Source organism: Campylobacter cuniculorum DSM 23162 = LMG 24588, from assembly GCF_002104335.1.
Classification (GTDB): Bacteria; Campylobacterota; Campylobacteria; order Campylobacterales; family Campylobacteraceae; genus Campylobacter_D; species Campylobacter_D cuniculorum.
Window position 1 is genome coordinate 1,005,545 of record NZ_CP020867.1, and the last position, 25,018, is coordinate 1,030,562.

General features: G+C 29.5%; 27 protein-coding genes. 17 read left to right on the forward strand and 10 right to left on the reverse strand.

The features are described from left to right. Positions 1-107: 107 nt before the first annotated feature. The 5 genes from CCUN_RS09790 (at position 108) to CCUN_RS05075 (ending at position 2,185) form a co-directional block, all read left to right on the forward strand. The gene (locus CCUN_RS09790) at positions 108-353 is read left to right on the forward strand and encodes a hypothetical protein (protein ID WP_169732374.1); all 246 of its coding nucleotides are present in this window, start codon (positions 108-110) and stop codon (positions 351-353) included. A gap of 411 nt (positions 354-764) precedes the next feature. Further along, positions 765-917 (forward strand): hypothetical protein, encoded by a 153-nt coding sequence (locus tag CCUN_RS09905; protein WP_174564654.1) that lies wholly within the window; start codon positions 765-767, stop codon positions 915-917. A gap of 79 nt (positions 918-996) precedes the next feature. Beyond that, positions 997-1,164 carry a hypothetical protein gene (locus tag CCUN_RS09930; RefSeq protein ID WP_197548207.1) on the forward strand — a complete coding sequence of 56 codons (168 nt, stop codon included), beginning with the start codon at positions 997-999 and terminating at the stop codon, positions 1,162-1,164. A 329-nt stretch (positions 1,165-1,493) separates the two neighbouring features. After that, positions 1,494-1,700: a hypothetical protein gene (locus CCUN_RS05070; RefSeq protein ID WP_085296645.1), complete on the forward strand. Its 207-nt coding sequence runs from the start codon at positions 1,494-1,496 to the stop codon at positions 1,698-1,700. An 80-nt stretch (positions 1,701-1,780) separates the two neighbouring features. After that, a complete protein-coding gene (locus tag CCUN_RS05075; protein WP_085296646.1) occupies positions 1,781-2,185 on the forward strand; it encodes a hypothetical protein in 405 nt (134 codons plus the stop codon). 396 nt (positions 2,186-2,581) lie between these two features. On the opposite strand, the gene CCUN_RS05080 is transcribed toward CCUN_RS05075, so the two are convergent. Together CCUN_RS05080 and CCUN_RS09610 are read right to left on the reverse strand one after the other, a co-directional pair. After that, positions 2,582-2,839, reverse strand: a complete 258-nt coding sequence (locus CCUN_RS05080; protein WP_027305425.1) for a hypothetical protein — start codon at positions 2,837-2,839, stop codon at positions 2,582-2,584. Between the two features lie 232 nt (positions 2,840-3,071). Further along, positions 3,072-3,398 (reverse strand): PepSY-like domain-containing protein, encoded by a 327-nt coding sequence (locus CCUN_RS09610; protein WP_027305426.1) that lies wholly within the window; start codon positions 3,396-3,398, stop codon positions 3,072-3,074. Between the two features lie 350 nt (positions 3,399-3,748). Between CCUN_RS09610 and CCUN_RS05090 the strand changes: the two genes are divergently transcribed. Both CCUN_RS05090 and CCUN_RS05095 read left to right on the forward strand, forming a co-directional pair. Next, the gene (locus tag CCUN_RS05090) at positions 3,749-4,327 is read left to right on the forward strand and encodes a cytochrome c3 family protein (protein ID WP_027305427.1); all 579 of its coding nucleotides are present in this window, start codon (positions 3,749-3,751) and stop codon (positions 4,325-4,327) included. 1 nt (position 4,328) lies between these two features. Beyond that, positions 4,329-6,851 (forward strand): molybdopterin guanine dinucleotide-containing S/N-oxide reductase, encoded by a 2,523-nt coding sequence (locus tag CCUN_RS05095; protein WP_027305428.1) that lies wholly within the window; start codon positions 4,329-4,331, stop codon positions 6,849-6,851. 141 nt (positions 6,852-6,992) lie between these two features. Here the strand turns inward: CCUN_RS05095 and CCUN_RS05100 are convergent, their stop codons facing one another. Together CCUN_RS05100 and CCUN_RS05105 are read right to left on the reverse strand one after the other, a co-directional pair. Continuing rightward, entirely contained in the window at positions 6,993-7,802 is an 810-nt protein-coding gene (locus CCUN_RS05100; RefSeq protein WP_027305429.1) for a phosphatidylserine decarboxylase, read from the reverse strand. After that, complete coding sequence (locus tag CCUN_RS05105) at positions 7,799-8,926, reverse strand: metallophosphoesterase (RefSeq protein ID WP_027305430.1); 1,128 nt, start codon at positions 8,924-8,926, stop codon at positions 7,799-7,801. Before CCUN_RS05105 ends, CCUN_RS05100 begins: the two co-directional genes overlap by 4 nt. 83 nt (positions 8,927-9,009) lie before the next feature. On the opposite strand from CCUN_RS05105, the gene gltX reads away from it, so the two are divergent. The 3 genes from gltX to CCUN_RS05120 are packed head-to-tail and all read left to right on the forward strand — an operon-like array spanning position 9,010 to position 12,186. Beyond that, complete coding sequence (gene gltX / locus CCUN_RS05110) at positions 9,010-10,305, forward strand: glutamate--tRNA ligase (protein WP_027305431.1); 1,296 nt, start codon at positions 9,010-9,012, stop codon at positions 10,303-10,305. 1 nt (position 10,306) lies between these two features. After that, positions 10,307-10,588, forward strand: coding sequence for a YggT family protein (locus CCUN_RS05115; protein WP_027305432.1), 282 nt, complete (start codon positions 10,307-10,309; stop codon positions 10,586-10,588). Beyond that, the gene (locus CCUN_RS05120) at positions 10,585-12,186 is read left to right on the forward strand and encodes a lytic transglycosylase domain-containing protein (RefSeq protein ID WP_035175728.1); all 1,602 of its coding nucleotides are present in this window, start codon (positions 10,585-10,587) and stop codon (positions 12,184-12,186) included. Before CCUN_RS05115 ends, CCUN_RS05120 begins: the two co-directional genes overlap by 4 nt. On the opposite strand, the gene CCUN_RS05125 is transcribed toward CCUN_RS05120, so the two are convergent. Beyond that, positions 12,104-12,595: a hypothetical protein gene (locus CCUN_RS05125; RefSeq protein ID WP_027305434.1), complete on the reverse strand. Its 492-nt coding sequence runs from the start codon at positions 12,593-12,595 to the stop codon at positions 12,104-12,106. The genes CCUN_RS05120 and CCUN_RS05125 overlap by 83 nt on opposite strands. A gap of 107 nt (positions 12,596-12,702) precedes the next feature. Between CCUN_RS05125 and mobB the strand changes: the two genes are divergently transcribed. From mobB to CCUN_RS05150, 5 genes are read left to right on the forward strand one after another with little or no spacing between them, the layout of a single operon-like run. Then, positions 12,703-13,182, forward strand: coding sequence for a molybdopterin-guanine dinucleotide biosynthesis protein B (mobB, locus tag CCUN_RS05130; protein WP_027305435.1), 480 nt, complete (start codon positions 12,703-12,705; stop codon positions 13,180-13,182). Between the two features lie 10 nt (positions 13,183-13,192). Continuing rightward, positions 13,193-14,032, forward strand: coding sequence for a class 1 fructose-bisphosphatase (locus tag CCUN_RS05135; protein WP_027305436.1), 840 nt, complete (start codon positions 13,193-13,195; stop codon positions 14,030-14,032). Further along, complete coding sequence (locus tag CCUN_RS05140) at positions 14,029-14,223, forward strand: hypothetical protein (protein ID WP_027305437.1); 195 nt, start codon at positions 14,029-14,031, stop codon at positions 14,221-14,223. Before CCUN_RS05135 ends, CCUN_RS05140 begins: the two co-directional genes overlap by 4 nt. Positions 14,224-14,232: 9 nt before the next feature. After that, positions 14,233-16,107, forward strand: a complete 1,875-nt coding sequence (gene metG, locus CCUN_RS05145) for a methionine--tRNA ligase (protein WP_027305438.1) — start codon at positions 14,233-14,235, stop codon at positions 16,105-16,107. Continuing rightward, positions 16,107-17,054 (forward strand): hypothetical protein, encoded by a 948-nt coding sequence (locus tag CCUN_RS05150; protein ID WP_027305439.1) that lies wholly within the window; start codon positions 16,107-16,109, stop codon positions 17,052-17,054. Before metG ends, CCUN_RS05150 begins: the two co-directional genes overlap by 1 nt. 465 nt (positions 17,055-17,519) lie before the next feature. On the opposite strand, the gene CCUN_RS05155 is transcribed toward CCUN_RS05150, so the two are convergent. Continuing rightward, positions 17,520-18,788 (reverse strand): aminotransferase class V-fold PLP-dependent enzyme, encoded by a 1,269-nt coding sequence (locus tag CCUN_RS05155; protein WP_027305440.1) that lies wholly within the window; start codon positions 18,786-18,788, stop codon positions 17,520-17,522. Between the two features lie 118 nt (positions 18,789-18,906). On the opposite strand from CCUN_RS05155, the gene CCUN_RS05160 reads away from it, so the two are divergent. Both CCUN_RS05160 and CCUN_RS05165 read left to right on the forward strand, forming a co-directional pair. Beyond that, positions 18,907-19,695, forward strand: coding sequence for a DUF234 domain-containing protein (locus tag CCUN_RS05160; protein ID WP_051521691.1), 789 nt, complete (start codon positions 18,907-18,909; stop codon positions 19,693-19,695). Between the two features lie 9 nt (positions 19,696-19,704). Then, the gene (locus tag CCUN_RS05165; protein ID WP_027305442.1) at positions 19,705-20,724 is read left to right on the forward strand and encodes a fla regulon two-component system sensor histidine kinase FlgS; all 1,020 of its coding nucleotides are present in this window, start codon (positions 19,705-19,707) and stop codon (positions 20,722-20,724) included. A 629-nt stretch (positions 20,725-21,353) separates the two neighbouring features. On the opposite strand, the gene aat is transcribed toward CCUN_RS05165, so the two are convergent. From aat to CCUN_RS05185, 4 genes are read right to left on the reverse strand one after another with little or no spacing between them, the layout of a single operon-like run. Further along, entirely contained in the window at positions 21,354-22,007 is a 654-nt protein-coding gene (aat, locus tag CCUN_RS05170; RefSeq protein WP_027305443.1) for a leucyl/phenylalanyl-tRNA--protein transferase, read from the reverse strand. Next, entirely contained in the window at positions 21,982-24,117 is a 2,136-nt protein-coding gene (locus tag CCUN_RS05175) for an AAA family ATPase (protein WP_027305444.1), read from the reverse strand. Before CCUN_RS05175 ends, aat begins: the two co-directional genes overlap by 26 nt. Beyond that, positions 24,114-24,407 carry an ATP-dependent Clp protease adaptor ClpS gene (locus CCUN_RS05180; RefSeq protein WP_027305445.1) on the reverse strand — a complete coding sequence of 98 codons (294 nt, stop codon included), beginning with the start codon at positions 24,405-24,407 and terminating at the stop codon, positions 24,114-24,116. The genes CCUN_RS05175 and CCUN_RS05180 overlap by 4 nt, the downstream gene beginning before the upstream one ends. Positions 24,408-24,409: 2 nt before the next feature. Continuing rightward, positions 24,410-25,009: a TlpA disulfide reductase family protein gene (locus CCUN_RS05185; protein WP_027305446.1), complete on the reverse strand. Its 600-nt coding sequence runs from the start codon at positions 25,007-25,009 to the stop codon at positions 24,410-24,412. Positions 25,010-25,018: the final 9 nt, after the last annotated feature.

Sequence of the window (25,018 nt, forward strand, 5' to 3'; positions counted from 1 at the left end):
AACTTAAAACAAAACAACAAAAACAATCAAAACCTTTAAGCATTGCAATGCTTCACCCTATACTAGAAGATAACGAAATTAAATGCATTCATGGAGGAATTGTGCAATTGAAATCTAATCTAGGTAAAAGTATTCAAGATAAGAATATTCCTTTTATTTTAGAAACTGATTTATTGTATAGCTCTATCATAGGTTGTCCTAATCCTCCTACAAGTGGAGAACCTTGCACACAAGTTGCAAGCATACTTCCTAGTGCAAGAGGATTTAAAAAACATAATGAGGATTATGCTATAATGCAAGATTTAGTAAGCTCTGGAGTATTCTCTGATAGGGAAGTTCCTTATGGGGTTTAGGGGATAAGAATGGAAACATTTTTTAAAATTTTATATATTGGTTGGTTAGGATTTTGCGTTTTGATATTTATTATGTCATTAGGAATGGCGTATCAACCCGACTTTTTTGGAAGCTTTTTTTTGCTTTAGCATTAGCCATTATGCCTTATTTATATTTTCTATGTATTTTTAAAATTCCTGTTGATTTTGAAATTTGGTGCAATGAAAATAATTCTCATATCAATGATTTTAAATTATTTTTTAAAAGATATGTGCTATATTTGCTTATTCCTATAATAGCATTTGTTTTATTTGTGATATTCCCTGAATGGTATCAATATTGCTACTTATTGAGTTTGCCATTTATATGGCTATATCTTGTCGGGATAAAAAAGATTCTTATGTTTTATATAGAAAAACTTTGGAGATAATATGGAAAGAACGAGAATTCAAATCAATAATCTCAAAGACTATGCCGAACTTGCACAAGCTTCTTATTTTTACTTTGATTTCCTTAAAGACTCCAACAATATCCCTAGAAAGATTTATGAATTAGATTTCAATAAAAAAAAGAATCAAAGATGAAAATTATCCTAGAGGATATAAAGAAATAAAAATCACTTTAGAACATATAGTGAATCAAAAATATTATAACCACAAAGCATTGGTAAATCTTAAAAAAGGTAATGATATTTTTACAAAAATGAAAAATGAAGCTAATGAATTTAATGATGGTTTTTGGGGCTTTGGAATTGGAATGAATTCTGTTAATGTTACGACTAATAAGGTATTAAAAAATAATCAATGTATAGCAAGGGATATCTATGAATAACAAATTTAATTTTGCTAAATTCATATTAGATTGTTTTGCTTGTTGTGGATTGACTATAATATCTTATTTCATATTTTTCTTACCTATTATTTATTTTATTAGATTTATTCATTTAATAATAATAAATATAGATATTTTAAATGGATTTGGTAACTATGCCTTGTTTTTTACATTGTGTCATATTGCATTTTTACTATTTGGTTTTTATTAGAAAAGAGAAATATTATAAAATATAAAATTCATAAATTAAGTTTTTGGATAGTATTTGCATTTGCAAATAGTTTTTGGTGGTATTTAGCTTATTGGTTATCAAATGGAGGATTTTATAAATGAAATATTATGTAACGATTTATATCCACCCTATGGATTGGAACATTCCCCATGCCTTTTTAGGACTTACTAAAGGTAAAACTCCTGATGAGTTAGATAAAACAGATGAAACATTAAGACAAGAATATCTTAAAAATAAAGAATGGGATAAAATAGATCAAAAATGGTATGAAGTCAAAGAATTTAGTAAATTTATGATAGTTTAAGAAATTTTTTCTTACTGAAACAATCAAAATTTTAAATAAATTATCTTATAATAGAATAACTTATTATATTAGGAGTAATTTTGCAAATTCCTATTTATTCTAAACTCAAAGCAAAACTAGAAAGCAAAGGAATAGACAATATATCAAGCGGACAAATTGCTTGGTTTGTGTGTAGTTTGGTTCTTGCTTTGGTGTGTGCTGTGTTTGTTGTTTTGTATAAGCTTAAGAATTTAGAAATTAGGCTTTATGTTATTTTTTTATTTCCCATCTTGCTATTTTACATTGCTATATTTTGGTTTATTTTTTTAAGTTTTTATAAAAACTTCTTTTTTGTCCATCTTTTTTGTTATTTTTTTATGTATATCTTTAATATAATTTTTGATGATTTTTATTTAAATCTTGCAATAATGAATATTTTATTAATGATAATATGGCTTTTTTTTATTAAATTGCATTTAATTTCTGCTCTTTTTTCAAATTTTTAGCTTAAAAAAGTTGAATAATAGAAAAACTATACCGCTAAAATCATTTTTTATTTTTTCAAAAAGATTGTCTTGTGGATATTTTTCTAAAACAATTTCAGCTTCTCTGCAAGCTCCCCATAAATATTTAAAATGTAAAACTTTCATACTTTTTTAATGCGGTTTTTAAAATCTTTTGTAAAAAGTTGAGGATAATCTTTTAATAAGGATTCTATTTTTAATAATTCATTATTTTCTAAAGAAAAATTCATTTTATTCCTTTTTTAATAAAATTATAAGATTATTATATTATAACTATTTTAATTTAGAGGGCTAACCTGCCAAAAGTTGCGGGGAACTCTTCAGTGAGAGGCTACTCTAAATTTCCATTATGTTTTAAACTAAAAAATTTATTCTTTTTTATCCCAAAATATTTCTGCTTCTCTTTTTAGGTTTTGTTTCATTATCTTGTAAAATGTTTTGTTGAGAATTTTGTATCAGATTTTCTAATAAAGCATTAATTCTGTTTTCTGTATTTTTATTTTCTTGTTTTAATTCTGCAATGATTTCTTTATAAGATTTTTCTTTTTCTTCAAAAATTTCATTTATTGCTTGAAGTCTATAAAATTCCTTGTTTTGGTTTTCAAAGATATTTTCTTTATCCTTATAAGATTTCATTTCTTTTTCTAAAGAATTTATCTCACTTTCTAATCTTATTTTGTTTTCATTGAGTTCTTGGTTTTCTGTTTTTAAATCATTTGAAATTTCTTCTTGTTTCTTAAAAAATCTTTTAATCTTAAATTTTAAAATATTTTATAATGGTTTTTTTAAGCTTTTATTTTTAAATGAGTTAATTTTGAAAAAATTATAAGCTTATCTCTTAAATGAAAAATAAGCTTATATTTTGGATTTAATAATCGTATTTTTGTCCAAGAAGTTTTCCTTCTCTATCGAAAAAAAGCTCCATTCTATTGCTAAGCTCAACTTCATAACCATAAGCTTCATAATCAATATCGCGAACATAAACACCCGGATACATTTGATTGATAGTTTGCATAATTTTTGGGGGCAATCCATAATTATGTTGAGGATACGGAGCAGGTGGAGTTTGATTTGGCATATTTGCTGGTGTTTGTGGAGCAGGTGCTGGCATAACATTTGTTTGTGGAGTTAAATTTGACTCAACGGAAAAAGCAATGCAACTTAAGGCTAAAAGCATAAAAATTTTTGATTTCATTTTTGACCTTTCATTAAAAATAATAATAAAAGTTTAAATTTATTTTGTGAAGTTTATGTGAATTTAATTCTTAATTGTTTTTTAAGCTTTATCGGATAAATAAAGCTTAAAAAATGTTTTAATTTTAAAGATATATTTTTATCAATTTGCCTTTAAAACTCATTTAAAAAATACAAAATAAAAAACTTTATAATAGCTATAAAATAAGATTTTTATATTTTTAAAAATGATTTTTTTAGATGAATATTTTTAAGTTAATATAAAATGATATTTTTCATTTATCTTTGATACATTTTAAATTTTTGTGTTATAATATTATTTAGTTTTTAAATTTTAAAAAGGATGAATAGATGAAAAAAACATTGTTTTATTTTATTCTCGTATCTTTTTTATGGGGAAAAGAAAATCTAGTGTATAGTGATGAAGTTTTATCTCTCTACTCTCATCAAAACGACAAAAAGATTTCTGGAAGATTGCTTCCTACAAATGCTTTTGAAGTTTTAAAAGAAGAGGGTGATAAGGTTTTTATTAAAATAACCGGCTATGTTAATCCAAAGGCACCATCGGTAATTTATTATAATGATTATCAAAGGATTATCGTTGCAGCATTTTCTAAAAATACAAAGTTGGATTTTTCTCAAAAAACCGCTTCTAAAAGTGGCAAATGGGATAAAGTTAGCCTTGAAATTTGGGCGGATAAAAAGGAATTTGCAAAAGATAATCAAGCAATGTTAGCAAAAGCTAAAGAGCAATTTACAAATAATTGTGGAATTTGCCATGCTTTACACAGAGAAAAAGAATTTAATGCTAATGCTTGGCCGGCTATTTTTAAATCAATGGCAGACAGAACAGGAATCGAAAAAAAAGACAGATGGCTTGTCATTGAATATTTACAAAAAAATGCAAAAGACTTTAAAAAAGGAAAATAAAATGGGTTTAGACAGAAGAAAATTTTTAAAAATCGGTGCAAATTTAAGTATTGCCTTACCTTTAATGCCAAATATTATCCACGCAAAAGGTATTGAAGCTTCTAAGATAAATTCTGGTCTTGTAAAAAATGGTTCAGTCATAACAGCGGCTCACTGGGGAATTTTAAAATTAAGTATAAAAGATGGAAAGATTGTTAAAAGTGAGCCTTGGGAAAAAGTTACAAATATGGACAATCCTTTGCAGCATTATACCGCTGATATGGTCTATAAATCTCGCATTAAGTATCCTTATGTCCGCAAATCCTATTTAGAAAATCCTGACAACCCAAAAACCGAACTTCGTGGCAAAGACGAATTTGTACGCGTAAGCTATGATGAAGCCATTAAACTGATTGCTAAAGAACTTAAAAAAACAAGAGAACAAAAAGGCACGCAAGCCATATTTGGCGGAAGTTATGGTTGGAAATCTAGCGGAAATATGCAAAATGCAAGAATCTTGTTGCATAGATTTTTAAATGTAACCGGTGGTTTTGTAGGTGTTAGCGGGGATTATTCTACGGGAGCTTCACAGGTTATAATGCCTTATGTTGTAGGCTCTATAGAAGTTTATGAACAGCAAACTTCTTGGGATAATATTTTAAAGCATTCAAAATATGTGGTGATTTGGGGAGCTGACCCAATTTCTACTTTAAGGATTGCTTGGACAGCTAGCGACCAAAGGGGATTAGCTTATTTTGAAAAACTTAAAAAAAGCAAAATCAAAGTTATCTGCATCGATCCTATTAGAACTGATACTTGTAAATTTCTTAATGCAAAATGGATAGCACCTAAGCCAAATACTGATGTAGCTTTAATGATGGGTATGGCAAGCCATTTAATTGCTAAGCAAAAAGTTGATTATAATTTTTTAGAAACCTATACAACAGGGTTTGAACAATTTAAATCTTATCTTGAAGGCAAAGAAGATGGCATTAAAAAAGATGTTAAATGGGCGAGTCAAATTTGCGGTATAGAGGAGAAAACCATACGAGAATTAGCAGAAAATTTTTATGATAATCCTACAATGATTATGAGCGGTTGGGCTATGCAAAGGGCTCAACACGGCGAGCAACCTCACTGGATGCTTGTAACACTTTGCTCTATGTTAGGACAAATCGGAACAAAAGGCGGTGGTTTTGGACTTAGTTATCATTATAGCAACGGAGGTGTGCCTACTTGCAAAGGCGGAGTAATAGGTGGTATCACCGCTTTAAGTGTGGGAATTTGGAAGAATGGCAAATTTAAGGGCTTGGCACAATCAAATAACGCAAGCGAGGGAGCTGAATGGTTGCAAAATGCAGCAAGCTATTCCTTTCCTTTAGCGAGAATTTCTGATGCCCTGCTCCACCCCGGAAAAACAATCGACCATAATGGTGAAAAAATCACTTATCCAAATATAGATTTTATTTATTGGGTGGGTGGTAATCCTTTGGTGCATCATCAAGATACTAACACCTTGCTCAAAGCTTGGCGAAAACCACGAACTATTGTTGTCAATGAAATTTATTGGACACCAAGTGCAAAAATGGCAGATATTGTTATGCCTGCAACTTCTTCTTATGAAAGAGATGATATTACAATGAGTGGAGACTATGCCAATATGCATATTGTGCCGATGAAACAAGCTGTTTTACCAGAGGGCGAAAGTAAAGATGATTATGAAATTTTTGCTGATATTTGTAAAGTCTATGGTGAAAATGTTTTTAATGCCTACACACAAAACGGACTTAAAGCAAAAGATTTTATCAAAGAATATTATGAAAATGCTCTCAATCAAACAAAATCATTTGGAGAAGTTTTTGCAACTCCTATGCCAAGTTTTGAAGAATTTTGGGCAAAAAATGAACCTATAACTTTTCAAGCTCCTAATGAAAATGTAGAATATATACGTTTTGCAGATTTTATTGAAGACCCTATACTTAACACTCTTGGCACAGATTCTGGACTTATAGAAATTTATTCTCAATCTATAGCAAAATATAATTATGATGATTGTAAAGCACATCCAACTTGGTTTGAACCTATCGAATGGCTTGGAAATGCAAGTAAAGAGGCACCTTTTCATCTTCTAACAAATCATCCTGCTAATAGACTTCATTCTCAAATGTGCCACACTTCATTAAGGGAAAAATATGCCGTAAAGGGCAGAGAACCTATACTCATAAATAAAAAAGATGCTAGTAAATTAGGCATCAAAAATGGTGATATTGTTCGTGTGTTTAACAAAAGAGGCGAAGTCTTAGCAGGAGCTGTTGTGAGTGATGATATCTTAGAAGGTGTCGTAAGACTTTGTGAAGGCGGTTGGTATGACCCCGATGAAAAAGGACTTTGCAAATATGGCAGTGCTAATGTTTTAACCTTAGATATGCCTACCTCGAAACTTGCTAATGGCAATATTGCTCATACAGGACTTGTTAATATAGAAAAATATAAAGGAGATTTGCCTTTAGTTACTGCTTTTAAATCTCCAAAAGGTGCATTATAAATTTAGAAAGCTTTCGGGCTTTCTACTGATGAGTCCTATAAAGTATTTAATTTTCTTAATTTAAAATAAAAAATTAATATAAAACTCATATTCTATCAGTAATTCTTAATAAAAAATATATTTTATCTACAATATCAAAATTTAAATAAAATCCGCAATTTTAGAACCAAATTTGAGATTTTGCCCGTTTTTTATCTTAAAATTTAAACAAGCTTTTTGTGCGATTAAAACTATGGTTGAGCCTAATTCAAAATATCCTAATTCCTCACCCTTTTTGAGTTTTAAATTTTCATAAACACGACTAAAATCATGGGAAGTTTTAGCATTAGTTTGAATGCTTTCATCAAAATGAAAACGCATTTTGCCCACATTTTGTGCTCCAACAAAAACAAGCCAAAAGATAAAACCTTTTGCACTTTTACATTTTAAACTCACTCTTTCATTTTTTGTGTAAAGATTAGGAATTTTTTTCAAATACTTTTCACTCACACTATAAAGAGCTCCCCTCGTATAAACAGCTCGTAAAATCTCTAAATCACAAGGAGCATGATAGCGGTGATAATCTTTAGGTGAAAGATAGATATTGACATAATCAAGCCCTTTTTCAAGCTCTTTTTTTTCAAAATTTTCTCTTAAAAGCTCTTCTAAACTATAAGTATATCCTTTAATGCTAAAAGCAAATTGTTCATTTTCAGCTAAAAAAGCTTGTCCGCTTTGTAAAATCTTGCCATCGCTTGGACTTATAAAACCATCATCAAGTTTGCGATTTTTTTGCAAACTTCGTGTAAAAAGTGCATTGAGACTTTCATATTCATTAGGATTTTTAAATTCACCCATGTCGATTTTAAAATATTTTACATAATTTTGATTGATAAAATCTTGCAAGGGTTTAAAAAATTTATACCGAGCTAAGAGTCCAAAAAGTCTTGAGCTTTGATTTGAAAAACTCATTTTTGTGCTTTTAAATTTAAAATTGCAATTTCACTTTGAGCAAAAACGCGTATGCTAGGTCCCCAAAATCCAGCTCCAGTGCTGACAAAAAGCTTAGTTTTATGATTTAATTCATACAATCCTTTAAGAAAACCTTGATTGATTTTAACTAAAAACATAAATGGAAAAACCTGTCCCCCATGTGTATGTCCGCTTAAAATCAAATCAAAATCACTCAAATCATAAAGCAAGGCTGTTTTAGGTTGATGAGCAAGTAAAATACTTGGTTTAGAAGTGTTTAAATCCACTTTAACCCTTGCTAAATCGGGAGCTAAAATCCCTTTTTGCAAACCCGCTAAATCACCCAAACCAGCAATATTTATAAAACCTAAATCCATGTTTTGATTGAGCAAGATGTGCATTTTGGTATTATTTTTTAATGTTTGTAAAATTTCATTGATACCATGATAATACTCATGATTTCCGGGAACATAGAAAACTCCATATTTAGACTTAAAATCATCAATTTTTGAAATATAATTTTCAAAAATTGATGATTTTGTATCCACCAAATCACCTACAATCATTATCATATCAGGATCTTGCTGATTGACTTTAACAATGAGTTTTTCTAAAAAACCTTCATGTAAATTCTTACCCAAATGAATGTCAGTTAGCACAGCGATTTTTAAATCTTGCTCAAGTCCGGAAATATTAATATCCAAAGTTTTAATTTCAGGGACTTTAATGGCATTATTGATGCTCACATAAGTGAAAAAGACCCCTAAAGCAACCAAAAATAAATTTGAAACAATTTGTAAAGATATGTAAGGTTTTTTATATTTACCTAATAAAAGCAAAATGAGTCTTATAATATCAAGGATTAAGGTCATAAAAAATAAACAATAAGTCGGTGCATAAAGCATAGATAAAAAAGAGTAAATTTCATCATTTAAAAGCTCTAAGGTATTGCCACGAATGAGTAAAAAAGATGCTTGAATGACAGAAAGTAAAAATAAAACAAATATAAAAAATTTATGGAAGTATTTAAAAATGATAAGTTTTTTAATCAATCTTTTATAAATATAAACATTAGCCAAGATAAAAATCAATGAACTGATAAGGGAAAACAATAAAAATACCATAAGATAATTATAGCAAGTAAAATTAAATGTTCGTATATTTTTTTTTGTTATAATTGTGTTTTTAAAATTTAAAAGGTTTTTTAATGTATCGTTTTGCACCCTCTCCAACAGGAGATATGCACATAGGAAATTTAAGGGCGGCTTTGTTTAATTATATTTGTTCTAAACAAGAAAATACAGACTTTATCTTGCGTATAGAAGATACAGACAAAGCAAGAAATATTGAAGGAAAAGAAGAGGAAATCAAAGAGCTTTTAAGGCTTTTTGGTATAGAATGGCAACATTTTTATATACAAAGTGAAAATTTAAAATTTCATCGTCAAATGGCGTTAAAACTTTTGAGTGAAAAAAAGGCTTTTGCGTGTTTTTGCACTGAAGAAGAATTAGCAAGAAAAAAAGAAGAGGCTAAGAAAAAAGGTGTAGCTTATAGCTATGATGGGACTTGTGAAAATTTAAGCGATGCGGCAGTTTTAAATAATGAAAAACCCTTTGTCATTCGTATTAAAAGACCGCAAAAAACCATTCGATTTAGTGATTTTATTAAAGGTGAGCTTTCTTTTGAACCTCAAAATTTAGATTCTTTTGTGATTATGAGAGCGGATAAAACCCCAACTTATAATTTTGCTTGTGCTATTGATGATATGCTTGAAAATATTACTTGCATCATACGCGGAGAGGATCATACTTCAAACACTCCAAAACAAGAACACATTCGCCAAAGTTTAGGATATGAACAAAAAATGAGCTATGCCCATTTACCCATCATTCTTAATGAATCTGGGGTAAAGATGAGTAAAAGAGAAGCTCATTCGAGTGTGAAATGGCTTTTAGAAAATGGAATTTTACCTGAAGCGATTATAAATTATCTTATTATGTTAGGAAATAAAACTCCTTGTGAAATTTTTACTTTAGAAGAAGCTTTATCGTGGTTTGAGCTTAAAAAAATTTCTAAGGCTCCTGCGAAATTTGATTTAAAAAAACTCTTGCAAATCAATAGAGAACACATCAAAAAATTGAGTGATGAAAGATTAAATTCGCTTTTAGGTTTCGAAAAAGATTTGAGTGCTTTAGCCAAATTTTATACTCAAGAAGCAAGCACTCTGAATGAAATCAAAGAAAAATTAAAACAAATTTTTACTCCAAAAGATTTTAAAGAATTTAAAAATGAATGTGAGCTTTTAAAGGCGATACTTAAGGACTATAATGCAGAGGAAAACTATGAAAATTTTAAAAAAAATTTAATGCAAAAAACAGGGCTTAAGGGTAAGAATTTCTTTATGCCTTTAAGGCTTATTTTAACAGGCAGGACACATGGACCCGAACTGAGTGATTTATATCCACTTATAAAGCCTTTTATCAATGATTTAGCAAGGATTTAATATGTTACTTGATTCTTTAATTTTTTCAATTGTTTCTATCATACAAATCATTATTACAATTTACACTTGGATTATTGTCATCACCGCTCTTTTAAGTTGGGTGAATCCGGACCCTTATAATCCCATAGTGCAAATTTTATATAAACTTAGTGCTCCCGCTTATGAGCTTGTTCGTAAAATTCCAACGCGTATAGGCAATATAGACTTAGCTCCTTTAATTATCATTTTAATTTTGCAATTTATCAGTATTTTTCTTGGGAGACTTGTGGGGAGTTTATTATGAAAAAAATTTTAATTTTAAGTCTTTTAACCCTAAATCTTTTAGCCTATGAATACAGCTTAGAAACCTTAAAAAAACAAGAAAATTCTTTGGCTAAAGATTATTATATTTATAGACTTTTAGAAAAAAAATCTCTCAACGCAAAAGAAGTTCAAACCCTTAAGACTCACATTTTTCGTTATGCAGGAAAAATTAAAACTGAATTGAATAAAATCATAGCCTTTAAACCCTATATAGACCCTCAAATTGCTGCATGTTATAATTATACCAAACAAACCATACTCGATGCGAATTTAACTTGTCAAAATGAAAGATTAAAATCCCTTGCTTTCATTTCAAGTTTAGCTCCGCAAACTCGCACCAGCTTAGCTCAAAGATTAAATTCTTCAAAACCTGATTTAAGCAATCTCTTACTTGCCTTTAATACTCCAAATCCTATGGCTTATATCGCACAAAAAGAAGATACAAATGGTTTTTTTAGGCTCTATAATTACTCAAAAAAAATGGACACCGATTTAAATGCAAGTTTTATCAATAAAATTGCGGCACATCCTTCTTTTAAAAATTTTGCTCAAGGCATTATCATTAAGAAAGAAAATCCAAAATTTAGACATTCTTTACTTCAAATCAAACCCCAATCCGTAACCGAAGACTCTGCCTTTTATCTTGGAGTGAATGCCTTAGTCTGTCAAGATGAAGCTTTAGCTTATGAATTCTTTAAAAAAGCTTACGAAAGTTTTAAAATGCAAGAAAATAAAGATAATGCTTTATTTTGGATGTGGCTCATCAAAAAAGACCCTATTTTATTGGAAAATTTAGCCCAAAGTGAAACGATAAATATTTATAGTCTTTATGCTAAAGAGCTTTTAAACAAGGCTTTACCGCATATTATCATCCCAAATCCTAGCAAAGAAAAAAATTCTTTTAATATGCAAGATCCTTTTGCTTGGCAAAAATTGTTTAAAGAAATTAAAAACGCAGACGAGGCTAAACTTTTAAAGCTCGCGGATGAATTTAACACCAAAGAAACCCTTGCTGTTTATACTATTATTATGGAGAGAATTTCTAAATTTAAAAAGAATTATTTTATTATGCCTTATTATGAATATATCAAGGATTATGATACAGCAAGACAGGCTTTTATTTTAGCAATCGCAAGGCAAGAAAGTCGTTTTATCCCAACAGCCATTTCAACATCTTATGCCTTAGGCATTATGCAATTTATGCCATTTTTAGCCAATCATATCAACAATAAGGAGCTTAAAATTCCAAATTTTGACCAAGATTTTATGTTTGAACCTAAAATTGCTTATGAATTTGGCAATCATCATTTAGATTATTTACAATCGCGTTTAAAATCCCCTCTTTTTATCGCCTATGCTTATAATGGTGGTATAGGTTTTACGAACAAAATGTTAGCAAGAGAAGATATGTTTAAACCGGGAAAATTTGAACCTTTTTTATCTATGGAACTTGTGCCTTATCAAGAAAGTCGTATCTATGGAAAAAAAGTTTTGGCTAATTATATTGTGTATCGACATCTTTTGAACGATAATATAAAGATTTCGAGTATTTTTCAAAATTCAATTCAAAGCAATTAACCCCTTCAAAGCAAACGATAGTTTTAAGTCTGTCCTCGCTTTTAACACTCGGGAGAGAAATTTTAAAGTATTGAGAAAATTGATTGTCAATAAGATATTTTAAAAGCTCATCATTTGAGTCTAAGAATTTAATATTTGCAAGCTTATTATTTATAAATACTTCTAAATTTTTAAAATCAAGCGTATTTGGAGTAACAATCAATGCAAACACATCATCTTTACTATCTAAATCTAAAACCGGATTTAAATAACTCATCGTAAAAACAGCATTTTTTCCGTCTATATTTATCTTTTGTTTTTGAGAAAACATTAGGGTTTGAGTCTTTAAATTTGTTGCAACGATTTGCTCATTTTTTAAAGAACAAGCACTCAATAAAAAAAGGCTTAAAAATAAATTATAAATTTTCATATTTTAAATTCCAAATTTTTTAATTTAATTGTAGCTATATTAATCCTATTTTTTGCTTTAAAAAGATATAATTTTATAAAATTTTTTTAAATGGTGTCAAATAATCAATGAAAAGAAAAATTATAGCTTTTAGCGGTCCTTCAAATTCTGGAAAAACAACGCTTATAACAAAAATAGCAAATAAATTCATCCAAGAAGGATTGAAAATTCTTATCATCAAACACGACCCTAGCGATAAAGCACAATTTGATTTTAATGGCAAAGATAGCTTCAAATTTTTTCAAACCGGAGCCGAAGTTATGGTTTTAAGCCCTACTCGCACAACCTTTTTTTCTCATCAGCAAAGAAATATTTTAGAAAGTCTTAAGATGATAGATGATTTTGATTTGTGTATGGTTGAAGGCTTAAAAAATCTTGATTTGCCTCGTATCAGTGTTTTTTGTAAAAAAATCGATGAGGATTATTTTGCTTTTTCAAATGCAATTGCAAGTTATGAAAAGATTGAATATAAAAATTTACAATGGCTGGATTTAAATGATTTAGAATCCATTTGTGCTTATATACTTAAAAATGCTAAAAATTTATAAAGGAGAGAAAATGCAAGAACTCATTTCTTTTATCAAACAAGCCGTTTTGCAAATTTCATATGAACTTAAATTTCCGGATACAAGCTATGAAAAGAGTCAAAATCACACAGGAGACACTCAACTTAAATTTGATATTTTAAGCGATAAAATCATAGAAAAAACCCTAAGTCAATGTCCTAAAATTAAAGCTTTAATCAGCGAAGAAAAAGAAGAAATGTTGCTCATTAATGATGAGGCAGAATTTATCGTTGCTTACGATCCTCTTGATGGTTCATCTTTAATGGATGTTAATTTTGCAATAGGTTCTATCTTTGCAATCTATGAAAAAAGTCCTAAGGCTTCAAATTTAAAAGCAGCCGTGTATAGCGTTTATGGACCAAGAATAGAACTTGTTGTTTGCGAAGATGTTGCATGTCTTTATCGTCTGAATCAAAAAGATGAATTTGTTTTAATTAAAGAGCTAAAAATGCTTGAAAAAGGCAAGATTAATTCTACAGGTGGCACACAAAAAAATTGGGATAAAAAGCATATTGATTTTATCAAAGCTTTGTTTGATGAGGGGTATAGATTAAGGTATTCTGGAGCTATGGTAAGTGATGTGCATCAAATTTTACTCAAAGGCGGAGGGCTTTTTAGCTACCCTGCTACAAAAGATGCACCAAAAGGTAAATTAAGGGCTTTTTTTGAGGTTTTTCCTTTAGCTTTTATCATTGAAAAAGCAGGAGGTAAGACAAGCAATGGAGAAAATTTTTCTTTATTAGAACTTGAATTTAATGACATACACTCAACCACTCCTTGTTTTTTTGGCTCAAATTATGAAATTGAAAAACTCTTAAAGGCTTATACATGAATGAAAGAGATGAATTTGAAAAAGCAATGGATACAAAAAAAGAGCTTTTAATGCAATGTCAAAACTCAAAAAACTTAAATTCTTGCTATAATTGCACAGAGCTTTTGAGTTGCCTCACACGTAAAGAATATGTTGATGCAGTTTATAATAGCATGTCTAAGGGTAAAACCGAAGGCGGATTTGAGTTTTAAGGAAAAAATATGCGTTATATCACCACACCGATTTATTATGTTAATGATGTGCCCCATTTAGGACACGCTTATACGACAATCATTGCGGACACTCTGGCAAGATTTTATCGTTTGCAAGGGCATGAAACCCTGCTTTTAACCGGAACAGATGAGCACGGACAAAAAATAGAACAAGCTGCAAAAGCAAGAAATTTTACTCCTAAAGAATATGCCGATAAAATCAGCTCTGAATTTAAAAAACTTTGGGATGAATTTGAAATCAGCTATGATATTTATGCAAGAACAACAGATTCAAGACATATAGAATTTGTTAAAGATTTATTCTTAAAAATGTGGAAAAAAGGAGATATTTATAAGGATAAATACGAGGGGTATTATTGCATTTCTTGTGAAAGCTTTTTCACTAAAATCCAGCTTAAAGATGAAAACGCTTGTCCTGATTGTGGTAAAAAAACTGAACTTTTAGAAGAAGAAAGCTATTTTTTTAAACTTTCAAAATATCAAGATGCTATTTTAAAATGGTACGAAGAAGCTGATCCGATTTTACCTAAAAACAAAAAAACTGAACTTGTGAATTTTGTCCAAAGTGGCTTAAAAGACCTTTCTATTACAAGGACAAGTTTTGATTGGGGGATTAAACTGCCCGATGAAATCAAAGACAATAAACACATCATTTATGTGTGGCTTGATGCCCTTTTTATCTATGTTAGCTCTTTGGATTTTTTAAATCAAGGTAAAAATGCTAAATTTTGGCCTGCTCATTTGCTCTTAGTGGGTAAAGATATTTTGCGTTTTCACGCCGTTTATTTTCCGGCTTTTTTAATGAGTGCCAATCTTGCTTTACCGCGATTTATAGGTGCTCATGGCTGGTGGACTAAAGAGGGTGAGAAGATGAGTAAATCCAAAGGCAATGTGATTAAACCTAAGGACATTGCTGATGCTTATGGTTTGGATGCTTTTAGGTATTTTTTACTTCGCGAAGTTCCCTTTGGAAATGATGGAGATTTTAGTGAAACCATGTTGATTAATCGCATCAATTCTGAATTAAACAATGAATTTGGCAATTTACTCAGTCGCATTGTAGGAATGAGTTTAAAATACTCAAATGGTATCATCTTAAACGAGGGAATTTTAGAAAATTTTAAAACAGAATTTGATGTGGTGCAAAAACATCTTGAAGACTCGATTATTTTTTTAGAAAATCTTCAACCCAATCGCTACTTAGAAGAGCTTTTTAAAGCTTTAGCTGTTGCGAATTTGAGTATTACTAAATACGAACCTTGGAATTTAATCAAAAAAGGTGAAGTCAAAAAAGCCAATGCCTTAATCGGACTTTGTGCAAATATTTTGGCTAAAGTGAGCCTTTTATTAAGCCCTACCCTACCAAAAAGCACGGCTAAAGTCGCCGAGTCTTTAAATTTTAAAATTGACACAAAAAATTATCAAGCTTTAATTTTAGAAAAACAGCTTTTAAATTTCAAGGTCAATGCACAAGAAGCTTTATTTACTAAGATTGAAAAACCGCTTTTAGCTCAAGAAGCTCCCTTGCAACAAGAGCAGAAAATTAAAATTGATGATTTTGCTAAGATTGAAATCAAAGTCGCTATGGTAAAAGCTTGTGAAAACATACAAGGAAGTAAAAAACTCCTTAAATTTCAGCTTGAACTTGACAATGGAGAATTAAGACAGGTGCTTTCGGGTATAGCAGAGTATTATAAAGCAGATGAGCTTATTGGCAAACAGGTTTGTGTCATTACAAATCTTAAAAAGGCTAAAATCTTTGGCTATGAAAGCGATGGCATGATACTCACAGCTCAAAGTGGAGATGATTGTGTTTTAATAGGTCCTAAAGAGCTTGTTTTAAATGGTTCATTGATAAGTTAATGAATATTAGTAATCTTAGTGAGCTTTTAAATGCTTCGATGATTAATGAAGGAAGCACCTTAAGTGTTGATGGTTTTGCTTTGAATTTAAATCAAATCAAGTCCGGTTTTGCCTTTTTTTCTAATATACAAAATGAGATTAATGAAGCGATAAAAAAAGGAGCCTTTGTTATAGTGTTTGATAAAGACATTAAAATGACAGATTTAGAAGTTTTTTATCTTAAGGTTGAAAACCTAGAAAATGCACTCTTTAGGCTCTTGCGTTTTTTATGTGAAAATAAAGAACTTCATTTTCTATTGACAAACAGACATCAATTTAATTTTTCAAAGGCTTTTCGTTTTAAAAATTTAAGTGGGAATGTTTTTTTAGATTTTCAAAATTTAATTGAGGCTAAAAAAGAGGATTTTTTTTGTTTTTGTGATGAGAACTATTTATTAAAATTTTGTGCAAATTGTGAATTTTTAAAGCCAAGTTCTTATACGATTTTAAGCCATTCAAGCTTGTTTTGGACGAGTTTGATTTGTGAAGATTTGTATTTTAAAAATCTTCGTTTTCCCTTTATTTATGCAGAAATTTTTGCACAATTCATTGCCTTTTTAAAGGAAAAGGGAATGAAGATTGATTTTGATTTAAAAAAATTAGATTTTTTCAAAAGTTATTTTATCAATCAAAACATGCAAATTACAAAATTTGGAGAGGGATTTCAGGCTTTTATTTTGGTTTTTAACGAAGAAGATTTTGATTTTTTTCAAGAAAATTGTCAGCATATAAAGGGCTTTAAAACTTCTCGAAAAAACTCACTTTTTTGCGATTTTTCTTATAATGAAATCAAAGATTTAAAAAATTTTAAAGCCTATACTTATTGCCTTGTTTTAATAGAAGATGAAGAAAATTTTCTCAATTCTTTTGAAACCGAAAGAGATAAAGAAATCACTTTGTTTGACTAAGGAAATTTATGTATCATATTTGTTTTTGTGCGGATGAGAATTATATTAAATTTACAGCTGTAATGATGCATATATCTTAATAAAACAAATGCCAAACAATACGAGAAAAAACCTTATATTTTTCATATACTTACAAATAAAATAAAAAACCAGATCATACAAAAATTAAATCAGCTTGAAAAAATTTAAATCTCAAATATCCTTGCGAAATTAAAATAAAAAAAGATTTTCATAATGATTAAGTTATACTTTTCAAAATGAGTTTTTAGATAAATGCTCTTTTAAAAGAAAATATGATTGAAAATTTTTATTACAAAAATTTAGATATAAAAAATAAATTTACAAGTTATACTTTTATGAAAACTAGACTTCTTAATATCAATGATGAATAATTTAAAAATTTTTTAAAGATATAATCAAATAAAATAGACTTTATTCCAAGACAAAAATTCATATAAAATCAACTCATCTGCTAAGCTTCGCGATGCTTTTTTGCAAAGATTCAAAAAAATAATCCACATCTTTTTTTTCATGTGTATAATGGGGGCTGATTCTAAGCCAACCGGGCTTGAAATTAAGTTTTTCATTGTCCCTAAGCCCTAATAAATCATGTCCATAAGGTCCAGCACAAGCACAACCTGCCCTCGTTTCTATGTGAAATTTTTCACTCAATTGATGGGCAAGATCAAAAGGGGAAATTCCTTTGATATTGAAAGAAAAAATCGCCAATCTTTTTTTCAAATTTTTTGCATAAAGCTCTAAATTTGGAATTGCTTCAAATCTTTCAAAAATATATTCTTTTAAGATTTTCTCATTTTGAGCAATCTCTGTTTCACCAATTGCATCTTTGATTTTAAAAGCCAAAGAAGCTCGAATCAGCTGTAAAATTCCCGGTGTCCCGCCCTCTTCTAGAGCCTCTTCATTGCAAAGATAATTTTGTGAAGTCCTTGAAACATAACCCACTGTTCCACCGGCTGCAAAACTTGGTTTATTTCCACAAAGATTCTTCTTAATGACTAAAAGCCCACAACCTCCTATTCCGCCTACAAATTTATGTGAGCTGATAAACAAGGCATCATAAAAATTACACGCTATGTTTTTATAGGGCATAAAACTTGACGCATCAAAAGCCACAATACCTTTATATGCACGTATAAGTTTTGAAATTTTTTTAAAATCACTCAAAATTCCTGTGACATTAGAAGCCAAAGAAAAACTCGCGATGATTTGCCGTTTTTTATTTTTTTCTAGTGTGCTTTGCAAAAATTCAAAATCAATCTCACCTTTAGAATTTAAAGGAATGCGGACACATTCGCACAATCCTTCTCTAAAAGAAAGCTCGTTAGAATGATGTTCATAAGGTCCTACAAGCACTAAGGGTAGAGTTTTTTTATCTAAAGTACCAAAATACCTTTGTTTAACCACAGGCGGAATATAAATTCCTAAAAGCTCTTGAAATTTTTTAATCGCCCCACTAGAACCCGTACCGCAAGCAATCACAGCAAAATCATCGTTTAATTTTAAGCTTTTTTTAATATCCTCTCTTGCACTCTCATAAAGCATTTGAGTCTTAAAAGAATTTAAGGAGCTGTCCGAATGCGTATTTGCATAACTTGGAAGAATTTTTAAAATTTCTTTTTCCACACTCTTTAAAGCCAAAGCACTTGCAGCAAAATCAAAATAAAGTGTTTTCTTTTTTAAAATTAAATCTTTTTTCAAATCCTCAATTTGCAAATAAAAATCCTTTAAAAATTTGCTAAAATTATACAATAAATAAGTTTTAAAAAAGGAGAGAAATATTAATTTTAACGAATTTGCATCTTTGCACACTGAACTCAAGCTCGATGAATTAGTGAATTTTTATAGTGTTTTTGATGGAAGCGGGGTTGAAAATTTCTACCCTTCTCTTTTTGAAAGTATTGAAAATTTGCTTTTGAAAAATTATTTTGAGTTTAAAAATAAATTTAATCTTGACCCCTTAAGCTCTTACGCACTGACACTTTTAGCTAAAAATAGTCGTAAAAGATATTCCATTCATCGTAAAATTCATCGTTTTAAAGCCTTAAATATCATTCATAAACTCCTTGACTTAGGAATTTTAAAATTAGAAAAAAGCAAAGAACTTAAAATCATAAAAAATAAAAAACAAAAACTTAAAAAAGAATTAAGAACCTATACCATACAAGATAAAATTATATTTAAAGACCATTTCACGCGTTTTTTCTTTCGTTTTCTCAAACCTAATGAAAATTTCATTTTAGAAGGACAATTTGACAAAATTTTAACTGAAATTAAAGAAAATTTTGAACATTATCAAAGCTTTTGTTTTGAACAACTTTGCCGAGAATTTTTAGAAAAAAAATTTAATATCAGTCCTGTGCAAAGCTATTGGGATAAAAATTTGGAACTTGATTTGTATTATAAAGATGAAAATTTTTGTTTGCTTGGTGAGGTTAAATTTAAAAATAAAAAAATTTGTAAAAATATTTTAAATCAACTCCAAAATAAGGCAAAAAGCCTTAATTTAATACCAAATTATTATATACTTTTTTCAAAAAATGGTTTCAGTAAAGAATTTGAGAAAATTCATGAACGCAATTTGCTTTTATTTGATTTAAGTGATTTTAAAATTTTATTATAGGGATTAAAAATGGACAAAAATATTTTGCAAAGTTTAGATTCTAAAGACAAACAAACTCTACAAAAAGGGCTTGAAAACCTCATCGAGCAAACTTATGTGATAGAACATGAATACAAAATTCTTAATGAAAACTACAATTCTTTAAAGGCTATGGTCAGTGAAATTATCGAGGTTTTACCTACGGCTCTTTGGATACTTGACACTCAAAAAAATATTATCTTGCAAAATCGCGAAGCTCTCAATCATTCTAATTTACTCAAACAAATTAAACTTGAAAAAAAACATTATGAGCTTGAATTTGAGGGTCAATTTTATATCGTAAAAATCATCACTCAAAATCAAAAAACCATCATCAGTGCCACAGACATTAGTGATGAAAAACGCAATGAAAGACTCGCAAGTATGGGAAGTGTTGCGGCTCATCTTGCCCATGAAATTCGCAATCCTATAGGCTCAATCTCTTTGCTTACTTCAACTCTTTTTTCTCGCAGTGAACTTAAAAATAAGCACATTGTTTTAGAAATTCAAAAAGCAATTTCAAGAGTTGAACGTATCGTTAATTCAACCTTACTTTTTACCAAAGGAGTGCATATTAATGCGAGTGAATTTAATCTTTTGGAACTTAAAGACGAATGCGAACAGGCTATCAATTCTTATAATTTTTCAAGTGCTATTGAATTTGAAATCATTTTTTTAGATCTTAAAATCAAGGCTGACAAAGCTCTTTTAAGTCTTGTCTTGCAAAATCTTATCTATAACGGAATCGATGCAATAGAAGAAAATGAAAATCCAAAACCAAAAATAAAAATCATTGCAAGCATCGAAAAAAACAGCTTAATCATAAGGGTGTATGATAATGGTTGTGAAATTAAAGATGAAAATTTGGTTTTTGAAGCTTTTAAAACCACTAAACTCAAAGGAAATGGCTTAGGGCTTTCGCTTTCAAAAGAAATCATTAAAGCACACAACGGGGAATTGGGCTTTGAAAAGGAACCAAAGAATTTTTATCTGTCCTTGCCTTTGGTATAAATTGTGCATCCATGCTAAGAATACAAATATTAAAATTATCCTAAAAACACATAAATATTTTTGACCCATTATGACTAAAAATTAAATTTATTTTCTATAAGTTTAAAAAAATGTCATAAAAACAAATATCTAAACCAGAGCAAATCAAGAATTTTCATCACTTTTTCTCTATCAAAAATTCTCACACAAGGATTAATTATAATGATATTTTTAAAATTTTGTAATAAAAATTAATTTTTCTAAGATAAAAAAATTAAATTTTTATTTCACCATTTTTTTTAATACATCTTTTTTAATGCATCTAAAAACAAAATAATAAAAAAATAAAGTGGCAAGATTAAAAAAGAGCATTTATTTTACTTAGGTAAATATTAGAATTTTTAAGCAATTTTTAATTTTTCTAATTTTTTGTATTAATCTTAATTATGTTAATCTTAAAATGAATTTTCTTCTTTAAAATCAAAAAAAATGACAAAAATTTATATTTTAAAATATGATTTTTAAATCATTTCGCCTTAGTTTTTAATCTTTTGAGAGCAAAATTTGCATGATTTTTTTGTCTTTTTACAAAGGTGCTTTCAGTTAAAAATTTTCTCAATCAAGCAAAAATCATCGATTCATCAAAGCAATTAAAGTAATTTTTGTAAATCTTTAAAATTTTCAAAACCACTTTCTTGTTCGCATTTTTTTTCTAAGATTGCAAGAAAATCTTTACGTGCAATGTTTTTAGCTCCCATAAATTCTAAATGCATATTATAAACTTGACAATCAATGATAAAATCATAGGGTTTTAAAAGTTCGCAGAGTTTAATCAAAGCAATTTTAGAAGCATTTTTTCTCGCACTCACCATACTTTCACCAAAAAACACCTTCCCTAAAATCAAGCCATAAATTCCACCTATAAGCTCATCTTGCTCATAAAGCTCTAAGCTATGTGCAAAACCTTGCTTAAAAAGCTCATTATAAACTCGTATAAAATCTTCATCAATCCAGCTTTGAACACGCATTTGTTTGCAAAGTGTGATTAATTTTAAAAAATCATAATCTAATTTTATCTCATAAGTTTTTAAAAATTTTCTCATATTTTTTTGAATGTGAATTTCATCGGGAAAAAGCACACATCGAGGATCCGGACACCACCAAGTTACAGGGTGATTTGTCCAAGGAAAAAGTCCAAAGGGATAAAGCTCTAAAATAAAATCACTCTCAAGCTCCGGACTTAAAAAAACAGGAGAGTCTTTAGGAGCGGTTAAAAGTTTAGAATACAATTTCGATTTGTCCATTTTTTCCAAGCTTGATTTTAGCAGTTCCACCTTTTTTGAGTTTTCCAAAAAGAATTTCATCGCTGACTTTTTCACCAATTTCTTCGGCAATAATACGTTTTAAAAGACGCACTCCAAATTCCTTCTGATAAGCTTTTTTTGCTAAGTGAATTTTAACCTTTTCATCTGCAATTAAGCTGACATTTTTTAAATTTTTTGAAATTTCATCAAGTTCTTTTTGAACAATTTTGATTAAAATATTGTCATTAAGGTCGTTAAAATGTAGAATTTTGTCAAGTCTATTGATGAATTCAGGGGCGAAAAATTCCTTAATGGCACGATTGCTTTTTTCCTCATTTTTACTTAAAAATCCAAGTTCATTGCTTTCTTTAAGTCCTAAATTTGAAGTCATAACAATGATAGTGTTCTTAAAATCAACCTTTAAACCACTATTGTCGGTAAGCATAGCATTATCAAAGATTTGTAAAAAAGTATTACTAAGGTCCGGATGAGCCTTTTCTATCTCATCAAAAAGCACCACACTGAAAGGATTTTTGCGTATAGCATTACTTAAAAGTCCGCCATCTTCATAGCCAATATAACCAGCAGGAGAGCCGATGAGCTTACTAAGAGCGTGTTTTTCAGCATACTCACTCATATCAAATCTTTCCAAATTCAAACCTAAGAATTTGGCTAAATTTTTACAAAGTTCTGTTTTTCCAACTCCACTTGAACCTGTAAAAAGAAAAATTCCTCGAGGAGAATTTTGATTCTTAAACCCTGCGTAACTTTGTTTTAAGGTTGCACAAAGACTATTAATCACTTCATCTTGTCCAAAAATTCTACTTTTTAATTTTGCATTAAGACTCATCAAAGCCTTATTTTGGTCAAATTCAAAAATTTGATGAGAATGAGTCATTTTGGCTAAGGTCAGTTCTAAATCCTTTAAAGTCGCTGTTTTTTTAGCCTTTTGACGCAAAGCAAATGAAGCTCCGAGCTCGTCAATTAAATCAATAGCAGAATCGGGCAGGAATTTGTCATTGAAAAATTTTTTACCCCATTCTACACTTGCTTCTAAAATTTCATCGCTGAGTTTAATATGATGGAAATTTTCATATTTGCTTTTTAAGCCTTTTAAGATAAGCAAACATTCTTCTTTACTCGGTTCATCAACATTAATTTTAGCAAAACGACGACTTAAAGCTTTGTTTTTATCAAAGGTATTTTTGTATTCTAAAAAGGTTGTTGCACCAATGCATTTTAATGTTCCTTTACTCAAAGCAGGTTTTAAGAGATTTGAAAAATCCGTATGGCTTTCACCCGCTGCTCCTGCTCCTACTATGGTGTGAATTTCATCGATAAAAAGTATAGCATTTGGGATAAGAGAAAGTTCGCTTAACACTTCTTTGATACGTTTTTCAAAATCCCCGCGATATTTTGTACCTGAAAGAAGTCCCGTGATGTCAAGGCTATAAATTTTTGCATTAAGCAATTGTTTTGGGACTCTTTTTTCAAAGATAGCCAAAGCTAAACCTTCAACGATAGCCGTTTTTCCAACTCCTGCTTCTCCGATTAAAACAGGATTGTTTTTTTTACGACGTGCTAAAATTTGCATCATTCTTTCAAGTTCAAAATTTCTGCCAACTAAAGGATCAATCTTACCTTCACTTGCTAAAAGAGTGAGCTCACTTGTGTAAAGATTTAAATGTTCTAAATTGTTTAAATCTTTTATTTCTTTGAGTTTTTGAAAATTAAGTTCATGTTTTTGAAGTAAATAATTTGAATAACTTCTTCCATCTTGCAAGATTTTATCTAAAAAATCGATGGTTTTTATGCTTTTATTAGGATTTTCTTTTTTGATTGTATTGAGAATTTCATCTAAAACTATAGAATTAACAGGTTCAATTCTTTTCGTTAAACTTTCATTTTTTTGAGAAAGATAATCCCTTAACTCATTTTCCAAAAGTTCAAAATCCCCATCGCCAAATTCCTTAAAAATTGCCTTAAAATCCCCGCTAGATTTGAGTAAAGCAAAGAGCAAATGTTCGCAGGTTATAAATTCATGGTGATTGACAAGACTTAAATTTTTAGCACCGACAAGATATATTTTAAGCTCTTCTTGATATTTCATTCTTCCTCCACTCTGGTTTGTAATGGAAAATTCGCCATTTTTGCCATATCATTAACCTTTTTTTGTTTTGAAAGAGCGATTTCTTGTGTGTAAATTCCACAGACTCCACTTCCCTTAGAATGCACTTCAAGCATAATTTTGCTGGCGTTGTTAAAATCATGATGAAAAACACTGATTAAAACTTCGATAACAAAATCCATAGTTGTAACTTCATCATTTAAAAGTAAGACTTTAAACATCTTTGGTTCTTTAAGTTTGTTTTGTTCTAAAATTTTTGTTTTCGTTGGCATCATTAGCCCTTATAAATTCGTTCTAAATCTTTTTGTATAACCATTGTAGGCACCTTTCCAAGATAAAAATTCACCTTTTCTTTTCCACCCCAATAATCACTTAAATTTTGATATTGTCCTTCTTTTAGAACCACCTTAAATGGCAATTGCTCCATATTATGATAGTCTATATCCTCTAAAATTTGAGCAATGATTCTATCATTTTGCTTATCATTGCTTAGAAAATAATACGCTCCATAATCATCAGCGAATTTCTTTACAGCCTCATCGCTCACATCTTCAAAATGACTCAAACCTATGATAACAAAATATTGAGCATTATCTCTCCAAAGTTTGCTAAGGTCTAAAGCTTCTTCTTTGCAAGGAGCACAAAAAGTTCCAAAAAAATCAAACATAAGAATTTTATTCTCTTCGCCCTCTATCATAAAACCTTTATCTGTGCGAATGAGTGTCTTAGAACCACCATTGACACTATGTAAAGTGATTTTTTCACCAAGCTTGAATTTTTCAAACATTAGGTCATTTTTAACCTCTTCATCATTACAGGCTATGGTAAAAAATCCTATAAGCATAATTATACTTAATTTTAAAAATTTTTTCATCTTAAATCC